Raw genomic sequence first — 22,891 nt, 5'->3', positions numbered from 1 at the left:
CCCCACCCATCCGTCGTCCTCGACTGCCGTCGCCGTCGCCGCGCCCGCGGGCGCGGCGTCCGCCCTGCTCGACAGGACGCCAAGGCTATCCGGAGGTGGGCAATCGACTCGCGACCGTGCTAGGGAAGAGGTGCACGAGCGACGGGTACGCCCCGCACGCCGGTAAGGAGGTCGTCGTCGCCGGCACCGGGCCGTCACGACGGCCGCTGCGGGGCTCCTGCCGGACGGTCGACGCACCGTACGCAGGCACGGCCCGCCGCCGATGCAGTATCGCCCCTAGGCGATTCCGCCCCTTACCGGTTAGGGTTGGCTAACCGGTTGTCGAACTCTGGGGAGGATATGTGCTGGTTCTGGTGGCGGTCCACGCACTCGCAGCCGTGATCGCCCCGGGACTGATACGTATCTGGGGCCGACGAGGTCTCTACCTGGTGGCGCTGGCCCCCGCGGCGACCCTGGTCTGGGCGCTGACCCGGACCGCGACGGTCCGCTCCGGCGACCCGGTCGTCGAGACGGTCACCTGGGTTCCCCAGCTCGGCCTGGAGATCGCCCTGCGGATGGGGACCCTGGCCTGGCTGATGGTGGTCCTGGTCGGCGGCGTCGGGGCGCTGGTGCTCGCCTACAGCGCCCGTTACTTCCGCTCCGACGACCCGGGCCTGGGTCGCTTCGCGGCGGTCTTCGTCGCCTTCGCCGGAGCGATGCTCGGCCTGGTGGTCTCCGACGACCTGCTGCTGCTGTACGTGTTCTGGGAGCTGACGACCGTCCTCTCCTACCTGCTGATCGGCAGCGACCCGACCAAGCGGGCCAGCCGGCGGGCGGCCATGCAGGCGCTGCTGGTGACCACCCTGGGTGGCCTGGCGATGCTCGCCGGGTTCGTCATGCTCGGGCAGCACGCCGGCACGTACCGCTGGTCGCAGATCGCCACCGACCTGCCCGGCGGCGGCTACCTGGCCGTGGCCCTGGTGCTGATCCTGCTCGGCGCGCTGAGCAAGTCGGCGATCTTCCCCTTCAGCTTCTGGCTGCCCGGCGCGATGGCCGCGCCCACCCCGGTCAGCGCCTACCTGCACGCCGCGGCGATGGTCAAAGCGGGTGTGTTCCTGGTCGCGCTGATGGGACCGGCCGTGGTCGGGGTCACACCGTGGCGGCCGATCCTGCTCGCCGGCGGGTTGATCACCATGTTCCTCGGCGGTTGGGCGGCGCTGCGGCAGGCCGACCTGAAGCTGCTGCTGGCCTACGGCACGGTCAGCCAGCTCGGCCTGCTGATGGTGGTCCTCGGCGCCGGCACCCGCGACACCGCGCTGGCCGGCGCGGCGATGGTGCTGGCCCACGCGCTGTTCAAGTCCACTCTGTTCCTCATCGTCGGGATCGTCGACCACACCGCCGGCACCCGCGACCTGCGCGAACTCAGCGGCCTGGGGCGGCGTGCCCCGGCGCTCGCGGCGGTCGCCGGCCTGGCGGCGGCCTCCATGGCCGGCCTCCCGCCGCTGGCGGGCTTCGTGGCCAAAGAGGCCGCGGTCGAGGCGTTCCTGCACGGCGGCACCGCCGACCTGGTGGTGCTCGCCGGCGTGGTGCTCGGCTCGGCGCTGACCGTCGCGTACACGCTGCGTTTCGTCTGGGGCGCGTTCGCCACCAAAGGCGACGTGCCCGCCACCCCGTCCAAGCCGGTCGGTCGGCTCTTCCTCGCGCCGGCCGTCGTGCTCGCCGCCGCCGGTCTGGCGGTGGGGCTCCTCGCGCCCGCCGTCGACAAGGTCCTCGCCCCGTACGCGGACCTGTACCCGAGCGCCGAGCCGGGCTACCACCTGGCGCTATGGCACGGGCCGACCCTGGCCCTGGGGCTGTCGGCGCTGGCGGTCGCCGCCGGTGTGGGGCTGTTCCTCCTGCGGCACCGGGGCCGGCTGGGCCCGGCGGTCCGCCTGCCCTTCGACGGGGCCGCTGTCTACGACCGGCTCATCGGCGGGGTCGACCGGCTGGCGGTGGAGCTGACGGGTGCCACCCAGCGCGGATCCCTCCCGTTCTACCTCGGCGTCATCCTGGTGGTGTTGGTCGCCTTGCCGGGCGGGGCGCTGCTGGCCGGGTTTCCCTGGCCGCAGCGGTTCCAGCTGTGGGACACCCCGTTGCAGGCCGTCGCTGCCGCGGTGGTGATCGTGGCCGCCGTGGCCGCCGCCCGCGCCCGGCGTCGACTGGCCGCGATGATCCTCGTCGGCGTCGCCGGCTACGGCACCGCGCTGATGTTCATCCTGCACGGCGCCCCCGACCTGGCCCTGACCCAGTTCCTGGTGGAGACCGTCACGATCGTCATGTTCGTGCTGGTCCTGCGGCACCTGCCCGCCAAGTTCTCCGAGCGACCCATCCGGTCCAGCCGGCGCGGTCGCATCGCGCTCGGCGTCGCCGTGGGCGTGGTCACCGCCGGCATGGCGTACGTCGCGGCGGGCGCCCGGGTGGCCGTCCCGATCTCCGTCGACTTCCCCGACGAGGCCGTCTCCTACGGCGGCGGCAAGAACATCGTCAACGTGACCCTCGTCGACATCCGGGCCTGGGACACCATGGGCGAGATCGCCGTCCTGGTCGTGGCGGCCACCGGCGTGGCCAGCCTCATCTTCCGCCACTCCCGGGACCTCGACCTGCGCAAAGGCATCCCCGGCGCCGGCCGCACCGAGTCGGCGCGGCCACGCTGGCTGACCACCGGCGCCACCACCCGTCAGCAGTCGGTCATCCTCCAGGTCGTCACCCGGCTGCTGTTCCACGCCATCGTGCTCTTCTCGATCTACCTGCTCTTCTCCGGGCACAACGCCCCCGGCGGCGGCTTCGCCGCCGGACTGGTGGCCGGGCTCGCGCTGGCCGTGCGCTACCTGGCCGGTGGGCGTACGGAGCTCAACGGGGCCGCCCCGGTCGACGCCGGCGCGGTGCTCGGCGCCGGGCTGTTCGTCGCGGTCGGCACGGGCGTCGCCGCGATGCTGCTGGGCGGGGAGTTCCTGCAGAGCGCCCTGCTCGACATCCACCTGCCGGTCCTCGGCCACGTCCACTTCGTCACGTCGGTCTTCTTCGACGTCGGGGTCTACCTCATCGTGGTCGGCCTGGTCCTGGACATCCTGCGCAGCCTGGGCGCGGAGATGGACCGCCAGCAGGAGACCGACCAGAACGAGACCGAACAGGCCGACGACCGGACGAAGGAGCTGGTGTGAACCCGAACCTGACCTACGTCCTCGTGGTGGGCGTGCTCTTCGCGACCGGGGTGACGCTACTGCTGGAGCGCAGCCTCACGCGGGTGCTGATGGGCGTCATCCTGCTCGGCAACGGCGCCAACCTCCTGCTGCTCACCGGCGGCAGGGCCGGCGGGCCGCCGATCGTCGGCACCACCGCCGAGGGGGAGATGAGCGACCCGCTGCCCCAGGCGATGGTGCTGACCGCGATCGTCATCACCCTCGGCATGACCGCGTTCCTGCTGGCCCTGGCGTACCGCAGCTGGCACCTCAACGGGCACGACGAGGTGCAGGACGACGTCGAGGACCGCCGCATCATGGAACTGGCCGACCGGGACGAGGGACCGGGCACCGCCGACACCGACGGCGACACCGACGGCGACGTCGCCCTGGTCACCGTGCCCGCCGACGACACCACGGCGAGCGCGACCACGGACGCGGGGAGGGGCCGATGACCTGGCTCGTACCCCTGCCGGTGGTGATGCCGCTGCTCGGCGCGGCCCTGACGCTGCTGCTCGTCGGCCGGCCCCGCGCCCAGCGCTGGGTCAGCCTCACCGTCCTCACCGCCACCGTCGCCGTGGCCGCCACGCTGCTGCTCCGCGCCTCCCTCGACGGGCCGCTGGTCGTCGAGGTCGGCGGCTGGGTCGCGCCGCTGGGCATCGTCCTGGTCGCCGACCAGCTCGCCGCGCTGATGCTCGTCGTCTCCGCCGCCGTCACCCTCTGCGTGCTGGTCTACTCGATCGGGCAGGGTACGGCCGACGGCAACGAGGAGACACCACTGTCGGTCTACCACCCGACCTACCTCGTGCTGACCGCCGGCGTGTGCAACGCGTTCCTCTCCGGCGACCTGTTCAACCTCTACGTCGGCTTCGAGATCCTGCTGGTCGCCAGCTACGTGCTGCTGACGCTGGGCAGCACGGAGACCCGGATCCGGGCCGGCACCACGTACGTCGTGGTCAGCCTGCTGTCGTCGCTGATCTTCCTGATCGCGATCGGTCTGGTCTACGCGGCGACCGGCACCCTCAACCTGGCCCAGCTCGTCGACCGGCTCGACGCGCTGCCGGACGACATCCGGCTGGTGCTGCAGGGGATGCTGCTGCTCGCCTTCGGCATCAAGGCGGCCGTGTTCCCGCTGTCGGCCTGGCTGCCGGACAGCTACCCCACCGCACCGGCCCCGGTCACCGCGGTCTTCGCCGGCCTGCTCACCAAGGTCGGCGTGTACGCGATCATCCGCACCGAGACGCTGCTGTTCCCCGGCGGCCGCACCGCCGACCTGCTGCTGGTGGTGGCGGTGCTGACGATGGTCGTGGGCATCCTCGGCGCGGTCGCCCAGTCCGACGTCAAACGACTACTGTCGTTCACCCTCATCAGCCACATCGGCTACATGCTCTTCGGCGTGGGCCTGAGCACCTCCCTCGGGCTGTCCGCGGCGATCTTCTACGTGGTGCACCACATCACCATCCAGACCACGCTGTTCCTCGCCGCCGGCCTGGTCGAACGCCGTGGCGGAAGCACCGCCCTGGACCGGCTCGGCGGGCTGGCCCGACTGTCGCCGCTGCTGGCCGTGCTGTTCTTCGTGCCCGCGCTCAACCTCGCCGGCATCCCACCGTTCTCCGGCTTCCTCGGCAAGCTCGGCCTCGTCCAGGCCGGCGTGGCCGACGGCAGCCCGCTGGCCTGGGCACTCGTCGCCGGCGGGCTGCTCACCAGCCTGCTCACCCTCTACGCCATCGCCCGCGTGTGGAACCTGGCCTTCTGGCGCGCCCCGCACCCGGACATGCCCGACGCCGGCGACGCCGTGCGGGCCGCCCGCACCGGCGGCGCCGAGCAGCCGCGCCGGGCACCGGACCCCGAGGCGTCGGGCGCCGTGCTGCCCCGGCTGATGATCGGGGCGACCGCCGCGCTGGTGGTGCTCGGCCTGGCGCTGACGGTGGTGGCCGGGCCGCTGTTCGACATCAGCACCGACGCCGCCGACGACCTGCTGCGCCGGACCCCGTACGTCGAGGCCGTGTTCCCGGACGGTGCCCCGTGACCAGTGACCCGATGAGCCCGCCGAAGCCCGTCGCGCCGACGAACCCGCCGCTGACCCGCAGCGCCCGCCGACGCAACCGGATCATCGCCGTGACCGGGCTGACCATCGTCTGGGTGCTGCTGTGGGGCACCCTCTCCTGGGCCAACGTGCTCAGCGGGCTGGTGCTCTCCGTCCTGCTGCTGGCGGTCTTCCCGCTGCCGCCGGTGACCTTCGCCGGACGGATCCGCCCCGTGGCGCTCGCCCGGTTCTGGGTGCGTTTCCTGCGCGACCTCGTGGTCGCCTCCGCCCAGATCGCCTGGCTGGCGTTGTCGGGCAAACCCCCGCTCAGCGCGATCATCGCCGTGCCGCTGCGGGTCAACACCGACCTCAACCTCACGCTCACCGCGGAGGCGCTGTCGCTGGTGCCCGGCAGCCTCATCATCGAGGCCGACCGGACGACCGGCACCCTCTACGTACACGTCATCGGCGTCCGCAGCCGCGAGGAGGTCGAGCGCTTCCGGCAGGGCGTGCTGGACCTCGAAGCGCGGATCGTCGCCGCCATCGGCTCGCCCGACGAGCTGCGCCGCGTGACGCAACCCCACCTCGCCGGCCCGTCGGAGCCGGCCCACCCGGAAGGGGCACCCAGATGACCGTCGTCGCCGTGACCGTCGCCGCGCTGCTCGCCGTGGCCCTCGGACTGACCCTCGTCCGCATCATCCGCGGACCGTCCATCCTCGACCGGGCCGTCGGCACCGACGTCCTGCTCGCCGTCGTCGTCGCCGCCATCGCCACCGAGGCCGCCTACAGCCGGGACGCCACGGCGCTGCCCGTGCTGGTCGTCCTCGCCATCCTCGGCTTCGTCGGCTCGGTCGGCGTCGCCCGGTTCGCCGCCCGGAAGACCGAAAAGTGAGTCTCGACGCCGTCCTCGATGTCATCGCCGCGGTCTGCCTGCTCGCCGGCGCGCTGCTCTGCGTCGCCGCCGGGGCGGCGCTGGTGCGTTTCCCTGACCTGCTCGCCCGGATGCACGCGGCGGCCAAGCCCCAGGTGCTCGGCCTGCTGCTCGTCCTGCTCGGCTGCGCGCTGCGCCTGCGCACCGGCGTGGACATCACCACCCTCGTCCTCGTCGGGGCCTTCCAGCTCGCCACCGCGCCCGTCGCGGCGCACATGGTGGGCCGGGCGGGCTACCCGCACGACGAGATCCGTCGCGACCTGCTGATCACCGACGAACTCGCGCCCCACCTGGACCGGATCAGCTCCGGCCGGTCCTGACCGGCGCGTACCTGAACGGGCGACCGCCCCTCCGGTCAGCGACCGGAGGGGCGGTCCTGGCGTCACCCGCGCCGACCGGCGTGCCCCGCAGGGCCCGCCGCCGACAGGTCAGCCCCGACCGCGGGTCAGTGCGAACCTGTCGTCGACCTCACCGCGCAGGGTGGCGAGGTAGAGCGACTGGAGCCTCGGACCCGGGTCGCTGCCCAGTTCGCCGGCGAGCCTCGTGCGCAGACGGATGTACGACTGCAACGCCTCGGCGCTGCGGCCGGCGGCGCACAGCGCCCTCATCAGTTGTTCAGTCAGCGACTCGACCAGCGGATACTCCCCGGTCAGGGCGGTCAGCGGGCCGATGAGCTCCGCCGCGTGGCCGATGGCGAGCTCGTGACCGGCCCAGTCCACGGCCACGCCGATGTGCCGCTGCCGCCACTCCTGGCGCGTGCGGGCGGCCCAGTCGCCGGGCAGGCCGGCCAGGGGTTCGCCGCGCCAGAGGTGCAGGGCCTCCCGTAGCAGTGCGGCCCGTTCGTCGTGGTCGAGGTCCGGCCCGGCGGCCTTCGCGGTCAGCCGGTTGTGGCGGTGCACGTCCACCTGGTCCGGCTCGATGTGCAACGCGTAACCGCCCGAGCGGCGGAGCAGCTCGACGCCGTCGCACGCCGGGACCGAGTCCAGCAGCCGGCGGATCCTGCTGATCAGCACGTGGAGCGTGCGACGGGCGCCGTTCGGCGCGCGGTCCCACACCGCGTCGATCAACGTTTCGGTCGTGACCGGACGGTTGGCGCTCAAGGCGAGCACCGCGAGGAGCAGCCGCTGCTGCGCGGGCCCCACATCCAGTTCCTGATCAGCAATGTCAACTTGCACCACACCAAGTAAGCGCAACAGCATGAAGCCCCCGTTCCATGCGCCCTGTCGAACTTTTTGATCGACAGTTAAGAATCTATATGCATCTCGTTCGGCCTCGCAAGGCACGGTGGATACACGACAGAAGTGATGTGTGGCGGCGGAGAGGCGCGGGGGCGATCGACCGGGGTTCATGGCAAGAAGCGCTGGTCAGATGCCCGACATGCGACATCTCCGACGAAATCGACGCACGAAACGGGGCGATTCTTGTGCAGTGCGAGCCGCAGTTGATGACGCGTTCCATTGTCAATGTCGCCGGGACGTACCATTTGCGGGCCATTCGTCGGCCCGCCGGATCGCCGATGCCGGCGCCCTGATTGATGGGTGCTCCGCCACGTATTCGCGGCCATTTTTCAACGATCATTCTGCTTCCCCTATACGCACCCGAATTCGATCGAGTGTGTCGCGCGATGATCAGGAGGCGCAGCGGGCATGACCACCACCGCAATCGTCACGACACCACGGACGCCGGCCGCTTCCCGGCTCGGCCTGAACTTCGACGTGGACAGCCTGCGTGCGGACCTCTCGCGGCTCACCGACCACCAGTGGAAGCACCAGCGCCGCTACGGAGGCACCGGCGAGGCGGCCACGGTGGACTGGCGTGTGCTGTCGCTACGCAGCGTCGGCGGTGACCGCGAGCGGACCGATCCGGGCGGCCCCGGCCTGCACGAATTCGCCGGCACCGCCTGGTTGGAGAGCGCGCCGTACCTCAAGCAGGTGCTGGAGAGCATTCCCGCGCAGTTGCGCAGCGCCCGGCTGATGGCGCTCGGACCGGGCGTGGACAGCGGGGAGCACAGCGACTACAAGTACGGGCCGCCCTGGGGCACGGCACGGTTGCACGTTCCCATCACGACGACTCCGGGCGCGACCCTGCACCTCGAGGGCACGGCGCACCGGTGGCAACCGGGCACGCTGTGGTTCGGCGACTTCAGCCGGAGCCACCGGGTGCAGAACGAGGACGACGTGCCGCGCGTGCACCTCGTCATCGACACGCTCGTCTCCCGCCAACTGCTGGAACTCTTCCCCGAGCAGGAGCGCGAGCTGTTCCTCGACGCCGCCCTCGTCAACCGGTGGCCGGTCGAGCTGAGCGACGCGGCGCTCTCGGCGTACCGGCTGCGCTGCGCCGTGCCGGCGTCGTTCCTGGACTGGACCGAGGAGGACGGCGACTTCCAGCGCCCCGGAGATCCGCGTCGGGACGTGACGCTCGACGTCCGTGACGGCCGCCTGGTGCTCGCCGTCGACGACGCGCCCACCATCGCGTTGGTGCCGCTCGGCAACGACGAGTTCCGCTTCACGGGTTGGACCGACGAACGGACCATCCGCGTCGAGCGGATCGACGGCCAGGCGTGCCTCGCCCTGCGCACAAGGACCGGCCCCGCCGTGCGGGAGCTCCGCGTCCTTGCGAGCGACCTCTGACCGAGGTCGTCCGACCACACCCGGGAGGAAGGAGACCATCATGCGCTACGCCTACTGAGATCGCAGGCCGGGCCCACGCTACGGCGTGGGCCCGGCGCCCGTCCGACCGAGGTGAGGAGCATGGATGATCGACTACGACCCCCTCTCGCCTGCCATGATCGCCGACCCGTACCCGTGCTACGCCGAGCTGCGGCGAGCCGGGCGCGTCCGGTACAGCGAGCGGCTCCGGTCGTGGCTGATCCCCGGGTACGACGACTGCCGGACGGTGTTGAGCGACCCGGCCCGGTTCGCGTGCGACTGGCGCCGGGTCGGCGAGGAGGCGCCGGACGCGGTCCTCAGCATGCAGGAGCTGGACCCGCCGGAGCACGGCCCGATCCGCCGGCTCTTCACCACCGTCTTCCGTCGCCAGGACCTGGCCGGCATCGGCGAGGCCACGTACGAGGCCAGCCGGGACATCATGCGGACGGTGGCCGAGTGGCCCCGGTTCGACGCCACTGCCGACCTCGCCCGGCCGGCCGCGCTCTTCGCGATCTGCCGGCTGCTGGGCGTACCCGAACCCAAGATCGAGACCTTCACGGCCCAGGTCGACGCGCTCAACCGTGGCATGGACGCCGGCCTGCTGCCGGAACTGCGGGAACCGGCGGTCGCGGCCCGCGCGGAGATCAACGAACTGATCGCCTCCTGGCACCGGGAGGCCGGCGGCACCGGCCTGCTGGCCGACGTCCTCGCCGGCGCAGCCGAGGCGGGCGTGTCGGCGCAGGCGGTCTGGAACACGGTCCGGGTGATGTTCCTGGCCGGGTTCAGCACCACCGTGGGTGCGGTGGTGAACGCGGTCCTCGCCCTGGTCGAGCGGCCCGACCTGGTCACCCCGCTGCGCCAGCCGACCGTCCTCGACACCGCGGTGGACGAGTTCATGCGGTTCGACGGCCCGGTCCAGGGGACCAGCCGGGCCGTGGTGGTGGACACCGAGCTGGCGGGCGTCCGGCTGCGTCGGGGCGACACCGTGCTGATGTTGTTCGCCGCGGCCAACCGCGACGCGGCCCAGTTCGACCGGCCGGACGAGCTCGTGCTCGACCGCAGCCCGAACCGGCACCTGGGGATGGGCTGGGGAGCGCACGCCTGCACCGGCGCGATCCTCGCCCGGCTCATCATGCGGGCGATCCTGCGCAGTCTCGTCGAGTTGCCGGACCTGCCGGTGCCGGCCGGCACCCCGGCCCGTACGCCGCGGGCCACGTTGCGATACCCGGACCACCTCCCACTCGCCATTTCGTCCCACCGGAGGTCCTGACCCATGACCGCGCCGTCCTACCAGCCGCTCGACCCCCAGACGCTCGACGATCCGTACCCGGTCTTCCGCGCCATGCGCGAGCAGGGGCGTCCGGTGTGGAACGAGGCGCTGGACAGCTGGGTGCTCACCTCGTACGCGCACTGCCGGGCGGTGCTCAGCGACCCGGTCAGGTTCGCCGCCGACTTCCGGCGGGCCGGCGAGACCGTGGCCGACGTCGGGCTCGACGTGCACACCATCGACCCCCCGGAACACACGGCGATCTACTCGGTGCTGGCCAGCGTGATCAACAAGATGGTCACGCCGGAACTCTCGATCGACGTGCGGAGCAAGGTCGAGGCGATGGTCGACGACCTGCCGGCGGGCCCGGTGAACCTCATCGAGGAATTCACCGAACCGCTCGCCCGCTGGTTCATCCCGCGCGCCATCGGACTGCCACCCTTCGACCTCGACGTCGTGGCACCGATCGCCGACGCGATCACCGCGGCGATGGACTCGGGCCTCAACCCGGCGGCCCGCGAGCCGGGCATCGCGGCGCAGGGCGCGCTGGCCGCGCTGATCGAGGAGTGGGTCGCCGACCTGCCAACCGACCAGCACCTTCCGATGCTCGTCAGGAAGGCGTCCGACGCGGGCGTTCCGCGGCACATCATCATGAACTCGATGCGTACGCTGGTGGTCAATGGCTTCACCGCGATTCCCGCGTCGCTCGGCAACGCGCTGCACGCGGTGGGGCAGCACCGGATCCGACTCGCCGAATGCACCCGGCCGGGCGATCTCTCGCGTACCGCGCACGAATTCTTCCGATACGAGGCCGCCATTCAGGGCACGACGCGGCTCGCGGTCACCGACACCGACCTCTTCGGCGCGCCGGTCAAGCGTGGTCAGGGCGTATTGATGCTCTTCGCCGCCGCGAACCGGGACCCGGATGTGTTCGCGAACCCCGACGGCATAACGCCTGATCGTTGGCCAAATCCCCACCTGGCATTCGGCTACGGCGCGCACGCGTGCACCGGATCGGTCCTCGCGGCACTTCTGCTCCGAGAGGTACTCTCAGTCCTCGCTGACCGGAAGTTGATGGTGTGCCTCGATCGCCCGGGCGTACATAAGCGTCTCGCGACCGTGCGCACACTGGACACCCTGCGCGCGGAGTTGAAGGAATGACTGACAGCGGATATCGCACGGCCCTTCGCATTCCCGAGTTCCGCGCGGTCTTCGCGGCCCACACGGCCACGATGGCGGGCGCCGTGATGGCGAACTTCGCCCTCACGGTGCTCGTCTACACCCGAACGCAGTCACCGCTCCTGGCCGGAATCGTCTTCACCATCGTCCTGGCGCCCCATCTTATCGGCGGGACGTTCCTCTCGGCGGTGGTGGACCGGATTCCGGCCCGCCGATTGCTCGTCGGCTGCAATCTGGTCTCCGCCGCGCTGGCCGCGATCATGGCGACGACCGGCATGCCCATCGCGGCGCTGCTGGTACTCGCGCTCGCACTCGGCATGGTGGAGACGGTCTTCATCGGAGCCCGGGCGGCGACCATGCCGGACGTGCTGCCCGGCGCCGCGTACGTGCCGGGTCGCAGCCTGATGCGGGTGGTCTCCCAGGGCGCGCAGACGGTCGGGTACGCGATCAGCGGCCTGCTGCTGACGGCGCTGAGCCCGGGGCAGGTGCTGCTGGTCAACTCCGGCTGCTTCGTCGTCTCGGCCCTGATCCTCCGCCTCGGTACGCGGGAACGGGGAGCGCCGGGCCGCGACTCCCAGCACTCGCTGCTGCGCGACTCCCTCTCCGGGCTCGGTCAGGTGATGCGGGTGCCGGAGCTGCGGGACATCCTGCTGCTGGGCTGGACGGTGCCGGCGCTGGCCGTGGTGCCGGAGGCGCTGGCGGTGCCGTACGCGGCCAGTCTCCAGGCCAGCACCCTCGTCGCCGGCCTGCTGATGTCCTCGATCCCGGTCGGCATGCTGCTGGGCGAGATCGCCGCCAGCAACCTGCTCCCCGCCAGTTGGCAGGTCCGGCTGATCTATCCGGCGGTCCTCGGCCTCTTCGTACCTTTGTTGATCTTCATCGCGAAGCCGGTGGTCTGGCTGGCCATCCTGGCGCTGTTCATCTCCGGCACCTTCGCCTGGTTCCACCTCGGGCAGGACCGCCGGCTCCTCGACGCCGCGCCCAAGGAACTGCGGGCGCGGGCACTCAGCATCCAGTCGGCGGGACTCATGTTCTGGCAGGGCGTGGGGTTCGCGCTCGCCGGAGCGTTCGCCGAACTGCTGGCGCCGAACCGGGTCATCTTCCTGGCGGCGGTGGCCGGCATCGCGTTCGCCCTGTTCGTCGCGGTCGCTGCCCGGCGACGGCCGTCGGGACCGGCCCTCGTACCGAAGGTGGCGCACAGTGAACAGTGACCGTTGGGCCCGCCGCTACCTCGCCGCACACCTGACCATGCTCCGGTCCGCGCGGCACGCTCCGGACCGCGCGATCTTCCGGTCGAACGTCACCGGCCGGTGGCAGGTCTACGCGTACGACCGCACGACGGGCGGGCAGCGCCAGGTGACCGACCGACCCGACGGCACCAGCCACGCCGAGTTGTCCGCCGACGGCGAGTGGATCTGGTGGTTCGACGATCTGGACGGCAACGAGTTCGGCAGCTGGCGCCGGCAGGCGTTCCACGGCGGCCCGGACGTCGCCGCCGCCCCCGGCCTTCCGGCGGGCTACCCGGCCGGGATCGCGTTCGCGGGGAACGCCACGGTGGTGGGACACACCACCGGGGGCGAAGGAGCCGGCGCGGGCGGATCGGTGGTGCACCTGGTCGGCGCGGACGGCGCTGCCACGGTGGTCTACGCGCACGAGCGGGACACCCACGTGGCCGACGTGTCGGCGGACGGGGCGCTCATCGCCGTCGCGCACAGCGAGCACGGGGACAGCAGGCACCGTGCCCTGCGGGTCGTCAGGTCGGACGGCACGACGCTGGCCGATCTCTGGGACGGGCCCGGGCTCGGCCTCGGTGGCATGTGGGGCGGCCCGGAGAAGGGCTTTCCCGGCGTGTCCTTCGGGCCGCTGACCGGCGACACCCGGCTCCTCGTCCGGCACGAGCGACGCGACCGCGGGGAGCTGTTGATCTGGGACGCGGCCGACGGCACGGTCCGCGAGGTCCTGTTGGACCTGCCGGGCGAGGTGTCCGGCCGGTGGTACCCGGACGGCACCGCGCTGCTCGTGGCCCACGCCCACCACGCCCGCGACGAGCTCTACCGGTACGACCTCGGCCCCGGCACGTTGACCCGGCTGGACACCCCGCCCGGGGTCGTCCGGGGTGCGGAGGTGCGCCCGGACGGCACCGTGGAGTTCGCCTGGACCTCGGCGGCCACACCGCTGACCATCCGCTCCACCACGGGTGCCGTCGTGCTGAGCGCGCCGGGCCTGCCGGCGCCGGGCTCGGTGCCGCTGACCGACGCCTGGATCCCGGGCCCGGGCGGTCCGATCCACGCACTGATCTCACTGCCCGACGGCGCGCGCCGGCCGCTGCCCTGCGTGTTCGAGGTGCACGGCGGTCCCATCGGGTACGACGACGACGCGTTCGACCCCTCGGTGGCCGCCTGGGTGGATCAGGGCTACGCGGTCATCCAGGTCAACTACCGCGGATCCACGGGATACGGCCTGGAGTGGCGGAACGCCATCGAGGACGATCCCGGCCTGACCGAACTCGCCGACATCAAGTGCGTACGGGACTGGGCGGTGGCCGAGGGCCTGGCGGATCCGGGCAGCCTCGTGCTCACCGGACGGTCCTGGGGCGGATACCTGACCCTGCTCGGCGTCGGCCGCCATCCCGACGACTGGACGGTGGCGGTCAGCGCCATGCCGGTCGCCGACTACGTGGCCGCGTACGAGGACGAGATGTCCGCGCTCCAGGCGTTCGACCGTTCGCTCTTCGGCGGGTCGCCGGACGAGGTGCCGGACCGGTATCGGAGGGCCTCGCCGATCACGTACGTCGACGCGGTCACCACCCCGCTGCTGGTCATCGCCGGCGAGAACGATCCACGGTGCCCCATCCGCCAGGTGGAGAACTACGTGCGGCGGATCGAGGCACGCGGCGGCGAGGTGACCTTCTACCGGTACGACGCCGGCCACGGCTCGCTGGTCATGACCGAGTCGATCGCACAGAAGCGGACCGCACTGGAGTTCGTGGCCGAGCAGCTCGCCCGTGCCTCCGACCGGCGTACGAGGGGCAGCGAAGGGGGGCGGCGCCCGGCCGCGTCCCCGCCGCCCGTCAGGACCGCCGGGTAGGGGCCGGGCCGGGCGCCGACCTCCAGCGCCGTGACCTGGGGCGCAACCCGTCCACCCCTCGTCGCAAAGCATCGATGTATTTGCATGTCTTGGTTGTCTTCGTGTGTGAAGACTCAAAGCACGTCGGGTGCTGGTTCCTCGGGAGGAGCGACGATGAAACTTGCCCTGCGCCGCCTTCGAACGGCTGCGGTCGCGCTCGGCGCCTGCACGCTCGGGCTGAGTCTGCTGTCCGCACCGGCCGCCGAGGCGTACGCGGTCACGCCCCTCGCGCCGCAATCCGAGCGGGCGCCCGAGTCGGAGCAGTTCCAGGCGGAGGGCGTCACCACCGTCGGTGAACTGCGTACCGTCGAAAGCTCGCTCTCCTCCGCCAGCGACGGCCGGACGCAGATCATCCGGCACCCCGGCGCGTCGTACGTCAAGGTGCACTTCAGCTCGCTGCGACTCGCCCACGGCGACTACGTCACGGTGGCGAGCCCCGACGGCCGGGAGACCCACCGGTACGACCGCTACCTGAACCGGGCGACCGGCTCGGACTACACCACCGACGGCCAGCCGGGCTTCTGGGCGATGTCGGTGGAGGGCGACACGGCGGTGGTGACGCTGCACAGCAGCCGTGCCTCCCGCGGCAACGTCGCGACCATCGACCGGTTCTGGCGCGGCTACGACCGCGCGGAGATCTCGCAGCACAACTTCTCCACGCAGTCCGTCTGCAGCACCGACGCCCGCCGCGACGTCGTCTGCTACCAGAGCAGCCACCCCACCGAGTACGCCCGCGGCCGGGCGGTCGCGCGGCTGCTGATCAGCGGCGGTGGGATGTGCACCACCTGGCGGGTCGGCAACACCAACCGCATGCTGACCAACAAGCACTGCTTCTCCACGCAGGCCGCCGTCACCGGCAGCGAGATGCAGTTCAACTACCAGTGCGCCACCTGCGGCGGCTCGAACCCCGGCGCCGGCACCAAGGTGAGCGGGGCGACCCTCTACAAGGTGAGCAGCGGCGGCTCCAGCGAGCTGGACTACGCCCTGTACTCGGTGAACAACTTCACCAGCATCCAGAGCTTCGGCACGCTGTACCTGGCGACGACCGCCACCACCACCGGCACCCGGATGTACATCCCCGGCCACGGTGACGGCAGCCCGAAGCGTCTCTCGATCTTCGAGGACACCCAGAACGGCACCACCTGCACCGTCAAGAACGCGAACTACAACAGCTGGAACATCAGCTACAGCTGCGACACCTCCGGCGGCAACTCGGGCTCGCCCGTGCTGAACGCCAGCCACCGGGTCATCGCCCTGCACCACCTCGGCGGCTGCCCGTCGAACCAGGGCGCGAAGGCCCACCTCATCTACAACCAGATCGCCAGCCTGATCGACAACAACGGCTGACGACCGACTGACGAAGGACGGGCCGCCGGGCGCGATGAGCGTCCCGGCGGCCCATCGGCGTCCCGCGACGCCCAGGCCAGCCCGGGGTCGCTCGCCGGCGAGGCTTCATGCGGCACTCGGGTCGCCCGGCTGACGCGCATCGCGCCAGAATGCGTGCGCAGGAGCCGGGCAGTGAAGGAGTAGCCGAATGGCCGACGACGACCTCTCGGCGGCACCGCAGCCCCTGCCCGGGACGGAGCAGGTCCGCCTGGCGGTCTATCACGGGTTCGCCCGCACCGGAAACGCCCCGGATCTGCCGGAACTCGCCGCACGAACCGGACTGACCCCCGAGCGGGTACGCCGGGAGCTGCGAGCCCTGCACGAGCGGCGCGACCTGGCCCTCGACCCGCGCGACGGCGACCGGGTGCTGATGGCCCACCCCTTCGCGTCCGTGCCACTCGGCTTCTCCGTCATGGGTACGCGCACGTTGTGGTGGGGCGGCTGCGCCTGGGACTCGTTCGCCATGCCCCACCTGCTGCGGGACGAGCCCGACGTCCTGGTCGCCACCCGCTGCCCGAACTGCGACACGCCCCACGCCTGGGCGGTCGGCCGCGACGCACCCCCGCCCGGTGACCAGATGGCCCACTTCCTCATTCCCATGCGGCACGCCTGGGACGACGTCGTGCACACCTGCGGCCACCAGCGCCTGTTCTGCTCCACCGACTGCGTGCACGGTTGGCTGCGCAGGACCGGTCAGGAGCAGGGCTACGTCATGGATCTGGGCACCCTGTGGCATCTGGCCCGCGACTGGTACACCGGCCGCCTGGAACCCGGCTACACCCGACGGGACCTCAGCGCCGCCACCGCCTACTTCGCCCAGGTCGGCCTGCGCGGCTCCTTCTGGGGCCTGCCCGACTGATGTCCTTTCGGAGGGAAGGTGGCCGATCGCGGGGGCTGCCCTCCGCCACTGCCGTTTGCGCCCAGCGGCAACGGGAAGCCCACGGGGACACGGGTACGGGAAACCGCCCGCGCCACCGAGGGAGGCAGACATGGGGAATCAGGAACGCCTGCACGACCTGCGTCAGCAGGCCCACGATGCGGGCATCGAGGGCAACTCCAAGATGACCGAGGCGCAGCTGCGTGAGGCGCTGCGCAAGGTCGGCAAGGGTGAGCAACCCCAGATGGCCAAGCACGAAGCCAAGCGCTGACGGACCCGGGCGGTGCCGGCCACAGTACGCCGGCACCGCCCGGCTGTCGTCGGCTGACGGTGGTCAGCAGGTCCCGGCGCGCCCGCTCGCAGGCCCGGCGCGAGCCGTACGTCCTGTCCCACACCCGGATCGACGCGGGCCCGGTCCTGCCGGGTGTCGGCCCCCGGTCAGTCGGCGACGACGAGCGCCTGGGGTGCGGCGGCCTTCATCCGCGTGCGCAGCCACTTGAGCTGGATCGCCGTCTCGCCCTCGCAGCGCCGGACGACCGCGAGCAGGTCCTCGTCGCGGGCGCCGTAGGCGGCCTGGCCCACGACGGTCCAGGCGATGTCGCACTCGGCGGCCATCAGGTAGAGGTCCTGGAGGTCGCGGAGCAGACCGATGCCACCGGTACGGGTGCCGGTGAACAGTTGCGAGTGCAGCCGGTCGGGCTCGGCGGGGGCGTCCTCGGAGTAGCGGGCAGCGAACGGCTGTAGTTGTCCGGCGTGCGCGTCGCAACGCTTCGCCTGCTGCTGGCAGAGGTGCTGGATGTCGGGTTCCTCCGCGTGCGCGTCGGCGACCTGCCGGAACGCCTCGGCGAGGTTGACCTGGGCGCGGTGCAGCAGGCCGAGATAGTGGGCGAGGTGCACGGCTCACTTCCTCCCGCTGGTGGCCTGGGCAGCCGGACCGCCGACGGTCGGCGGGACGCCGGCATCCGGGGGCGGCGCGCTGCCGCCCACGGTGGGGGCCGGTGCGGGTACGCCACCGCTGTCGGCGAGCTTCGTCACCGCGACGGCGGCGACCTTGAAGAGGGGCTGCTTGGAGACCGGGTCCCACGCGGTGACGGTCAGCTCGTTCGCGGCCCGGGGCGTACGGTCGGCCGGATCCTGGTCGAAGTAGCCGTAGTGGAACGGCGCGAACACGACGCCCGGACGGATGCCGCAGAGCCGGGCGCGGGCCTGGACTTCGCCGCGCGGGGACGAGACACCGACCAGGTCGCCCTCGGCGATGCCGAGCCGGGCCGCGTCGTCCGGGTTGAACTCCACCCACACCTCCGGCGCGGCCTGGTTGAGCTGCGGGGCGCGGCCGGTCTTGGTGCGGGTGTGGAACTGGTAGACGGTACGGCCGGTGGTGAGCAGCATCGGATGCTCGTCGTCGGGCACCTCGGGGGAGGGCTGGTAGTCGACTGCGTGCAGGAACGCCCGCCCGCGCGGCTCCTTCGCGCGGTACTCGGATTCGATGAACTCCGCGCCGGTGGCGAGATCGTGGCCGTACGTCTCGCAGTGGTCCGGGTCGGTGTTGAAGTGCCCGTCGGTGTAGAGGCGCTCCGTGCCGTCGGGGTGCTCGTCGGTGCAGGGCCACTGGATGCCGGAGCCGCCGCGCAGCTTCTCGTAGGTGATGCCGGTGTAGTCGCACGGCCGCCCGCGGCTGCACTCCTTCCACGCCTCGAACACCTCCTCCGGCCCGGTCCACCGGATGAGCGGCTGGCCGTCCTTGTCGCGGAAGTCCATCCGCCGGGCGTAGTCGAGGAAGATGTCCAGGTCGGGTCTCGCCTCGCCGGGTGGGTCGACGGCCTTGTCGGAGATGTGCACCGTGCGGTCGACGCTGGTGAAGGTGCCGGTCTTCTCCCCCCACGTGGCACCAGGCAGCACCACGTCGGCCAGCTCGGCGGTCTCGGTCAGGAAGAGGTCCTGGACCACCACGAACAGCTCCGGCTTCGCCAGGATGCGCCGGATGCGGGCCAGCTCGGGCAGGGAAACCGCCGGGTTGGTGGCGGAGATCCAGAGCAGCTTGATCGAGCCCTGCTCGGCGTACCGGAAGATCTGCATGGCGTGCGTCGGCGGCGCCCAGTGCGGGATGGTGTCGACCTCGACGTTCCAGAGCCGGGCCAGCTCGGCGATGTGCGCGGTGTTCTCCCAGTTGCGCAGGCCGGGCAGGTCGCCGTCGGCGCCGGTCTCGCGGGTGTTCTGCGCGGTGGGCTGGCCGTTCATCTGGTAGATCCCGGCGCCCGGGCGGCCGATCATCCCCCGGACCAGGTGCAGGTTGTTGACGCCGCACGCGGCGGCGGTGGCCTGGTTGGACTGGTAGAAGCCCTGCAACACGGTCGACAAAAGCCGCTGCGAGGTGCCGAGCAGTTCGGCGGCGCGCTCCACGTCGGCCGCCGGCACGTCGCAGATGTCGGCGACCCGGCGCGGCGGATAGCCGTCGACGATCCGGCACAACTCCTCGAAGCCCAGGGTGTGCGCGTCGACGTAGTCGCGGTCGTACCAGCCCCGCCGGATGACCTCGCGGAGCAGGCCGTTCATCAACGCCATGTTGGTGCCGTTGCGCACGGCCAGGTGCAGGTCGGCCTCCCGGGCGACCGGGGTCGCCCGGGGGTCGACGGCGAGCATCGCCGGCGGGTTGGGGCCGCGCCGCCGGTCCAGCATCCGCATCCACAGCACCGTCTGCGTCTCGGCCACGTTGTGACCCCACAACGCGATCGCGTCGCAGTGATCCACGTCGGTGTACGACCCGGGCTGTCCGTCGGTGCCGAAGCTCGCCTTCAGCGCCGCCGCAGCCGTCGCGGTGCACAGCCGGGTGTTGCCGTCCATGTGCGGGGTGCCCAGCCCGGCCTTGCCGATCACGCCGAGCGTGTAGTACTCCTCCAGGAACAACTGGCCCGTGGTGTAGAAGCCGAAGTGCCCCCACCCGCCCGGTCCGCCCAGCAGCTCCTTCGACCGGGCCACGATCCGGCCCATCGCGGTGTCCCAGTCCGTCTCGACCAGGCGGTCACCGTCGCGGACGAGCGGTCGGGTCAGCCGGTCCGGGCTGTGGTTGGCCTGCCAGCCGTAGAGATCCTTCGGGTCGAGCCGGCCCCGGTTGATCCGGTCGACCGCCCGGCCCCGGACCCCGACGATCCGCCCGTCGGCGACCGCGATGTCCAGCGCGTCGCCGTTGGAGTGCAGCACCGACGCCGACTGCACCCAGCGGTCCACGTCCGCCTCGGTGCGGTCACCGTCGAGAAACCGGTCCACCCGCACCGGCCACTCCTGACCCGGCCCGTACGGGGTCCGCTCACCCCACGGGTCGGCTATCCGGTCAACCACGACGCGCTCCTTCCGACGGCTGGTCGGTGCCACCAGCCGCTCGGTCAACTCGACTGGTTCGGGTGCCGCCCACAGCGGCATGGGAAGGCTGTCTCGTCCGCCATCGCCGCTCCTCACCTGCACCCATCCATACAGCATGGGGCGTGCCCGGAGTCGGCACGCCGAACCGGACGAACAGCACCGGTCCGAGGTTCTTCCCCTGGCCGCCGTCCGCTCTGCAATCCGATGCGTTACATCGAAGCCCGTTTACCGATCGATGATCTGCTCGCCGACGCGGCGGACTGGGCCGTGCCGCTGCCCGTGCCGGCGGTGCGGATCCGGGGGCTGGTCGCCCGGCACGGCGCCGTACTGGACGTGGTGACCCGCCCGGCGCTGCTGCACTTCGACGGTTGGGCCGGCAACGTCCTGGCCGTCGACGGACCCGACGGCACACCCCGGCTCAGCGGCCTGGTCGACGGCGAGCGGTACCTGTGGGGCGATCCGCTGATGGACCTGGTGTCACCACTGCTCTACCGCCGCACCGAGGATGAACCGGCCGACCCCCTGGTGCAGGCGTACCGGGCGACGGCGCCGTTTCCGCTGGACGCCGGGGCGCGGCGGCGTCTGGGCCTCTACCGCCTGCACCTGTATCTGCTCATGACCATGGAGATGCCAAGCCGCGGCATCACGGCCGCGTCGGACCCCGGACGGGTTGGGCGGCTCGCCGAACTGCTCAGCAGGGAGTTGGCGGAGCTGACTCAATAGGCGGTGGCCTGAGCCGCAGCGGTGGAACACCCGCCGCAGCGTCACCAACAACCGGCTGGTCACGGCCGAGCCCGCCCTCGTGGTGAGGACCGCCGCGTCCGGGATCTGGCGGACCTGAGAACCGACCGCCGCCGGTGCCACTACCTGCTCGACCGCGACGACGATCTCTTCAGGGCGCATCGGCGCGACCGTAGAACCCGCTCGATCATCCTGTCGATCCGCCCACTTCTTCGAGTGGTGCAACTTTCCGGGTGGGCGGTTCCGTTCTACCTCCGTCACGAGGAGGCAGTGCACTTGATAGCCGAAGACGAGCAAGCATTCCGCGAGTTCGTGACGTCAGAAATGGCGTCACTGCGCAAGCTGGCGTACGTGACCTGCGGCGACTGGCACGCGGCGGAGGACGCCGTGGCCAACGCTCTGGTCAAGCTCTATCCCCGCTGGCGGAAGCTGGACCGGCCCGATCTCTACGTCAAGACCATGGTCTACCGGGCCGCGGTCGACGAGACCCGTCGGCCGTGGCGACGCGAGCGGTCGGCCGGGGATGCCATGCCGGACATCGCGCTGCGCGACCCCGCTGGTGCGACCGACGAGCGAATGCGCCTGCGGGCGGCGCTTGACGCGGTGCCACCTCGGCAGCGAGCCGCAGTTGTGCTCCGGCACTACCTGGATCTGAGCCTGGAGGACACCGCCAGCGTCTTGAACTGCACGGTGGGCACGGCCAAGAGTCAGGTCTCCCGTGGCCTGGCGAAGCTGCGCGAGTCACTCGGCGGCGAACGTACCGATCTCATTGGACCATCGATAAAGGAGTTCACCCATGCGGTTGCATGATCTCGTGGACGCGGTAACGGGCAATGAGCCGCCGATGTCCCGCAGCATCGACGACATCATCACGGCAGGGCGGCGGGCTGAGCGCCGCCGTCGGGCCGCTTTCGCGTCGGCCGGCGCGGCGGGCCTGGTCGTGGCCGTGGTCGCTGGTGCGTTCGTGGTACCGACCCTAGGTGCCGAGCAGAGCTCCCCGGCCGCGCCGGTCGTGGCCGGGGCGGCGGCGTCCAAGCCGGCCGGGGCCGAGTGGCCCGACGCCGAGCCGTTCACCTTCACCTTCACCGGGTACGACGCCGGCACCCTGCATGTGCAGGACCCGATCGTCGCGTCCACCGCGTACCAGATCGCCTCGGTCTACTCCGACCGTCACACCTCGAACGACAAGCCCATGACCCGCCAGGAGGTGGAGGAGCAGGGCGACGCGTTCTTGCGGAACAGGGAAAACGGGAAGCCGGCCCTCTGGGCATACCTAACCGTCTACCGGCCCGGTGCCTTCGACCCCGCCAAGATCAAGGATGGCACGAACGTCACCGTGGCCGGGCGCAGGGCCGTGCAGGCGACGCTGCCGGTCGGCCTTGACCCGCAACGTCCGGTGGATGGCGGCAACAAGCTCTTCGCCTGGGAGTACGCCGACAACGCCTGGGCGGCTGTCACGTCGTACTCCGACGACAAGGCCACGCCGAGCTTCGAGGAGCTGGGCGGCCTGGTCGAAGGCCTGAAGCCCAGCAGGCCGACGCCGGCCCTGGTGCCCTTCACGGTGGGCTACCTGCCGGACGGTTACGTGCCGTTGCAGATCGGCACCCACACCACGGCGGGCCTGGGCGGCATCGCTACGGCCCGCGCCGGCGACTACGGCGGCGCGACGTACACCAAGTCCGCCGTGCCCACCACTGGACTGACCGCACCGTACGACGCGACCGAGGGTGGCATCAAAGACGGGTTCCACATCTCCGTCATCCCCAGTAGCAGCGCGGACCAGACGCCGGAGCCCGGTGTGACGAAGTGCTCCGACGTAGCCGACCGGCGCGTGCGGGACGGCGGCTCCGGACACCACGGCTCGCTGGTCGGCAGCTTCTGCCAAATCTGGAGCGCCGACGGCACAGTCGTCCTCGAGGTCAGCACCGCTGGGCGCGGTAGCACGTTGCCGCGGGCCGAGCTGGAGAAGATCGCCAAGGGGATCACGGTCGCCGACGTCGAGGACGAGTCGACCTGGACTCCGGCCGTGACCGCCCTGCGGCCATGACGGCCAGCACCGGCACCACGACGGTGCTGTTCCGCAGGACCGTTTCAGCGCTCCTACCGCAAAGAATGAAGGTTTGGGATGAGGCGGAGAGCAAAGGCCGGCCTGATTG

Annotated in this window: 20 protein-coding genes; 17 read left to right on the top strand and 3 right to left on the bottom strand. The window is 71.4% G+C overall.

Translation table 11 applies throughout. The features are described 5' to 3' along the window. Positions 1-341: 341 nt before the first annotated feature. The 6 genes from ACGFIG_RS08490 to mnhG are packed head-to-tail and all read left to right on the top strand — an operon-like array spanning position 342 to position 6,474. Positions 342-3,179 carry a Na+/H+ antiporter subunit A gene (locus ACGFIG_RS08490; protein WP_393000550.1) on the top strand — a complete coding sequence of 946 codons (2,838 nt, stop codon included), beginning with the start codon at positions 342-344 and terminating at the stop codon, positions 3,177-3,179. After that, entirely contained in the window at positions 3,176-3,652 is a 477-nt protein-coding gene (locus tag ACGFIG_RS08485; protein ID WP_393000548.1) for a Na(+)/H(+) antiporter subunit C, read from the top strand. Before ACGFIG_RS08490 ends, ACGFIG_RS08485 begins: the two co-directional genes overlap by 4 nt. After that, a complete protein-coding gene (locus ACGFIG_RS08480; protein ID WP_393000546.1) occupies positions 3,649-5,226 on the top strand; it encodes a Na+/H+ antiporter subunit D in 1,578 nt (525 codons plus the stop codon). The genes ACGFIG_RS08485 and ACGFIG_RS08480 overlap by 4 nt, the downstream gene beginning before the upstream one ends. A gap of 11 nt (positions 5,227-5,237) precedes the next feature. Continuing rightward, positions 5,238-5,855, top strand: coding sequence for a Na+/H+ antiporter subunit E (locus ACGFIG_RS08475; RefSeq protein ID WP_393001383.1), 618 nt, complete (start codon positions 5,238-5,240; stop codon positions 5,853-5,855). After that, positions 5,852-6,115 carry a monovalent cation/H+ antiporter complex subunit F gene (locus tag ACGFIG_RS08470; protein ID WP_393000544.1) on the top strand — a complete coding sequence of 88 codons (264 nt, stop codon included), beginning with the start codon at positions 5,852-5,854 and terminating at the stop codon, positions 6,113-6,115. The genes ACGFIG_RS08475 and ACGFIG_RS08470 overlap by 4 nt, the downstream gene beginning before the upstream one ends. Then, on the top strand, positions 6,112-6,474 hold the full coding sequence (gene mnhG / locus ACGFIG_RS08465; RefSeq protein ID WP_393000542.1) for a monovalent cation/H(+) antiporter subunit G: 363 nt from the start codon (positions 6,112-6,114) through the stop codon (positions 6,472-6,474). The genes ACGFIG_RS08470 and mnhG overlap by 4 nt, the downstream gene beginning before the upstream one ends. 108 nt (positions 6,475-6,582) lie before the next feature. On the opposite strand, the gene ACGFIG_RS08460 is transcribed toward mnhG, so the two are convergent. Further along, on the bottom strand, positions 6,583-7,296 hold the full coding sequence (locus ACGFIG_RS08460; protein ID WP_393000540.1) for a BTAD domain-containing putative transcriptional regulator: 714 nt from the start codon (positions 7,294-7,296) through the stop codon (positions 6,583-6,585). Between the two features lie 504 nt (positions 7,297-7,800). On the opposite strand from ACGFIG_RS08460, the gene ACGFIG_RS08455 reads away from it, so the two are divergent. The 8 genes from ACGFIG_RS08455 to ACGFIG_RS08420 all read left to right on the top strand — a co-directional run bounded on the left by ACGFIG_RS08455 (position 7,801) and on the right by ACGFIG_RS08420 (position 16,908). Further along, positions 7,801-8,784: an aspartyl/asparaginyl beta-hydroxylase domain-containing protein gene (locus ACGFIG_RS08455; RefSeq protein WP_393000538.1), complete on the top strand. Its 984-nt coding sequence runs from the start codon at positions 7,801-7,803 to the stop codon at positions 8,782-8,784. A gap of 124 nt (positions 8,785-8,908) precedes the next feature. Next, the gene (locus tag ACGFIG_RS08450) at positions 8,909-10,072 is read left to right on the top strand and encodes a cytochrome P450 (RefSeq protein ID WP_393000536.1); all 1,164 of its coding nucleotides are present in this window, start codon (positions 8,909-8,911) and stop codon (positions 10,070-10,072) included. Positions 10,073-10,075: 3 nt separating this feature from the next. After that, positions 10,076-11,230 carry a cytochrome P450 gene (locus ACGFIG_RS08445; RefSeq protein ID WP_393000534.1) on the top strand — a complete coding sequence of 385 codons (1,155 nt, stop codon included), beginning with the start codon at positions 10,076-10,078 and terminating at the stop codon, positions 11,228-11,230. Further along, positions 11,227-12,459: an MFS transporter gene (locus ACGFIG_RS08440; protein ID WP_393000532.1), complete on the top strand. Its 1,233-nt coding sequence runs from the start codon at positions 11,227-11,229 to the stop codon at positions 12,457-12,459. Before ACGFIG_RS08445 ends, ACGFIG_RS08440 begins: the two co-directional genes overlap by 4 nt. Further along, positions 12,449-14,335 (top strand): prolyl oligopeptidase family serine peptidase, encoded by a 1,887-nt coding sequence (locus ACGFIG_RS08435; RefSeq protein ID WP_393000530.1) that lies wholly within the window; start codon positions 12,449-12,451, stop codon positions 14,333-14,335. The genes ACGFIG_RS08440 and ACGFIG_RS08435 overlap by 11 nt, the downstream gene beginning before the upstream one ends. 153 nt (positions 14,336-14,488) lie before the next feature. Further along, positions 14,489-15,721, top strand: coding sequence for a trypsin-like serine peptidase (locus ACGFIG_RS08430; RefSeq protein ID WP_393000528.1), 1,233 nt, complete (start codon positions 14,489-14,491; stop codon positions 15,719-15,721). A 187-nt stretch (positions 15,722-15,908) separates the two neighbouring features. Further along, complete coding sequence (gene merB / locus ACGFIG_RS08425; protein WP_393000526.1) at positions 15,909-16,619, top strand: organomercurial lyase; 711 nt, start codon at positions 15,909-15,911, stop codon at positions 16,617-16,619. Between the two features lie 130 nt (positions 16,620-16,749). Next, positions 16,750-16,908, top strand: a complete 159-nt coding sequence (locus ACGFIG_RS08420) for a hypothetical protein (RefSeq protein ID WP_393000524.1) — start codon at positions 16,750-16,752, stop codon at positions 16,906-16,908. A 167-nt stretch (positions 16,909-17,075) separates the two neighbouring features. Here the strand turns inward: ACGFIG_RS08420 and ACGFIG_RS08415 are convergent, their stop codons facing one another. Further along, a complete protein-coding gene (locus tag ACGFIG_RS08415) occupies positions 17,076-17,534 on the bottom strand; it encodes a hypothetical protein (RefSeq protein ID WP_393000522.1) in 459 nt (152 codons plus the stop codon). Positions 17,535-17,537: 3 nt separating this feature from the next. Continuing rightward, a complete protein-coding gene (locus ACGFIG_RS08410; RefSeq protein ID WP_393000520.1) occupies positions 17,538-19,973 on the bottom strand; it encodes a molybdopterin oxidoreductase family protein in 2,436 nt (811 codons plus the stop codon). 225 nt (positions 19,974-20,198) lie between these two features. On the opposite strand from ACGFIG_RS08410, the gene ACGFIG_RS08405 reads away from it, so the two are divergent. The 3 genes from ACGFIG_RS08405 (at position 20,199) to ACGFIG_RS08395 (ending at position 22,782) form a co-directional block, all read left to right on the top strand. Next, entirely contained in the window at positions 20,199-20,717 is a 519-nt protein-coding gene (locus tag ACGFIG_RS08405; RefSeq protein WP_393000518.1) for a phosphotransferase, read from the top strand. Positions 20,718-21,011: 294 nt separating this feature from the next. Next, the gene (locus ACGFIG_RS08400; RefSeq protein ID WP_393000516.1) at positions 21,012-21,545 is read left to right on the top strand and encodes a SigE family RNA polymerase sigma factor; all 534 of its coding nucleotides are present in this window, start codon (positions 21,012-21,014) and stop codon (positions 21,543-21,545) included. A gap of 34 nt (positions 21,546-21,579) precedes the next feature. Then, positions 21,580-22,782 (top strand): hypothetical protein, encoded by a 1,203-nt coding sequence (locus ACGFIG_RS08395; RefSeq protein ID WP_393000514.1) that lies wholly within the window; start codon positions 21,580-21,582, stop codon positions 22,780-22,782. Positions 22,783-22,891: the final 109 nt, after the last annotated feature.

The organism is Micromonospora sp. NPDC049048, assembly GCF_043197615.1.
In the GTDB taxonomy this organism is placed as follows: domain Bacteria; phylum Actinomycetota; class Actinomycetes; order Mycobacteriales; family Micromonosporaceae; genus Micromonospora.
The sequence above is the reverse complement of the archived record's forward strand: the minus strand, read 5'-3'. Positions and strand labels throughout refer to the sequence as shown.

Excerpts from the sequence above, each read along its gene's own strand:
- ACGFIG_RS08430 (WP_393000528.1), top strand. The coding sequence starts at position 14,489 with ATGAAACTTGCCCTGCGCCGCCTTCGAACGGCTGCGGTCGCGCTCGGC.
- ACGFIG_RS08470 (WP_393000544.1), top strand. The coding sequence starts at position 5,852 with ATGACCGTCGTCGCCGTGACCGTCGCCGCGCTGCTCGCCGTGGCCCTC.
- ACGFIG_RS08405 (WP_393000518.1), top strand. The coding sequence starts at position 20,199 with ATGCGTTACATCGAAGCCCGTTTACCGATCGATGATCTGCTCGCCGAC.
- ACGFIG_RS08395 (WP_393000514.1), top strand. The coding sequence starts at position 21,580 with ATGTCCCGCAGCATCGACGACATCATCACGGCAGGGCGGCGGGCTGAG.
- ACGFIG_RS08445 (WP_393000534.1), top strand. The coding sequence starts at position 10,076 with ATGACCGCGCCGTCCTACCAGCCGCTCGACCCCCAGACGCTCGACGAT.
- ACGFIG_RS08420 (WP_393000524.1), top strand. The coding sequence starts at position 16,750 with ATGGGGAATCAGGAACGCCTGCACGACCTGCGTCAGCAGGCCCACGAT.
- ACGFIG_RS08440 (WP_393000532.1), top strand. The coding sequence starts at position 11,227 with ATGACTGACAGCGGATATCGCACGGCCCTTCGCATTCCCGAGTTCCGC.
- ACGFIG_RS08475 (WP_393001383.1), top strand. The coding sequence starts at position 5,238 with ATGAGCCCGCCGAAGCCCGTCGCGCCGACGAACCCGCCGCTGACCCGC.
- merB (WP_393000526.1), top strand. The coding sequence starts at position 15,909 with ATGGCCGACGACGACCTCTCGGCGGCACCGCAGCCCCTGCCCGGGACG.
- ACGFIG_RS08480 (WP_393000546.1), top strand. The coding sequence starts at position 3,649 with ATGACCTGGCTCGTACCCCTGCCGGTGGTGATGCCGCTGCTCGGCGCG.
- ACGFIG_RS08450 (WP_393000536.1), top strand. The coding sequence starts at position 8,909 with ATGATCGACTACGACCCCCTCTCGCCTGCCATGATCGCCGACCCGTAC.
- ACGFIG_RS08455 (WP_393000538.1), top strand. The coding sequence starts at position 7,801 with ATGACCACCACCGCAATCGTCACGACACCACGGACGCCGGCCGCTTCC.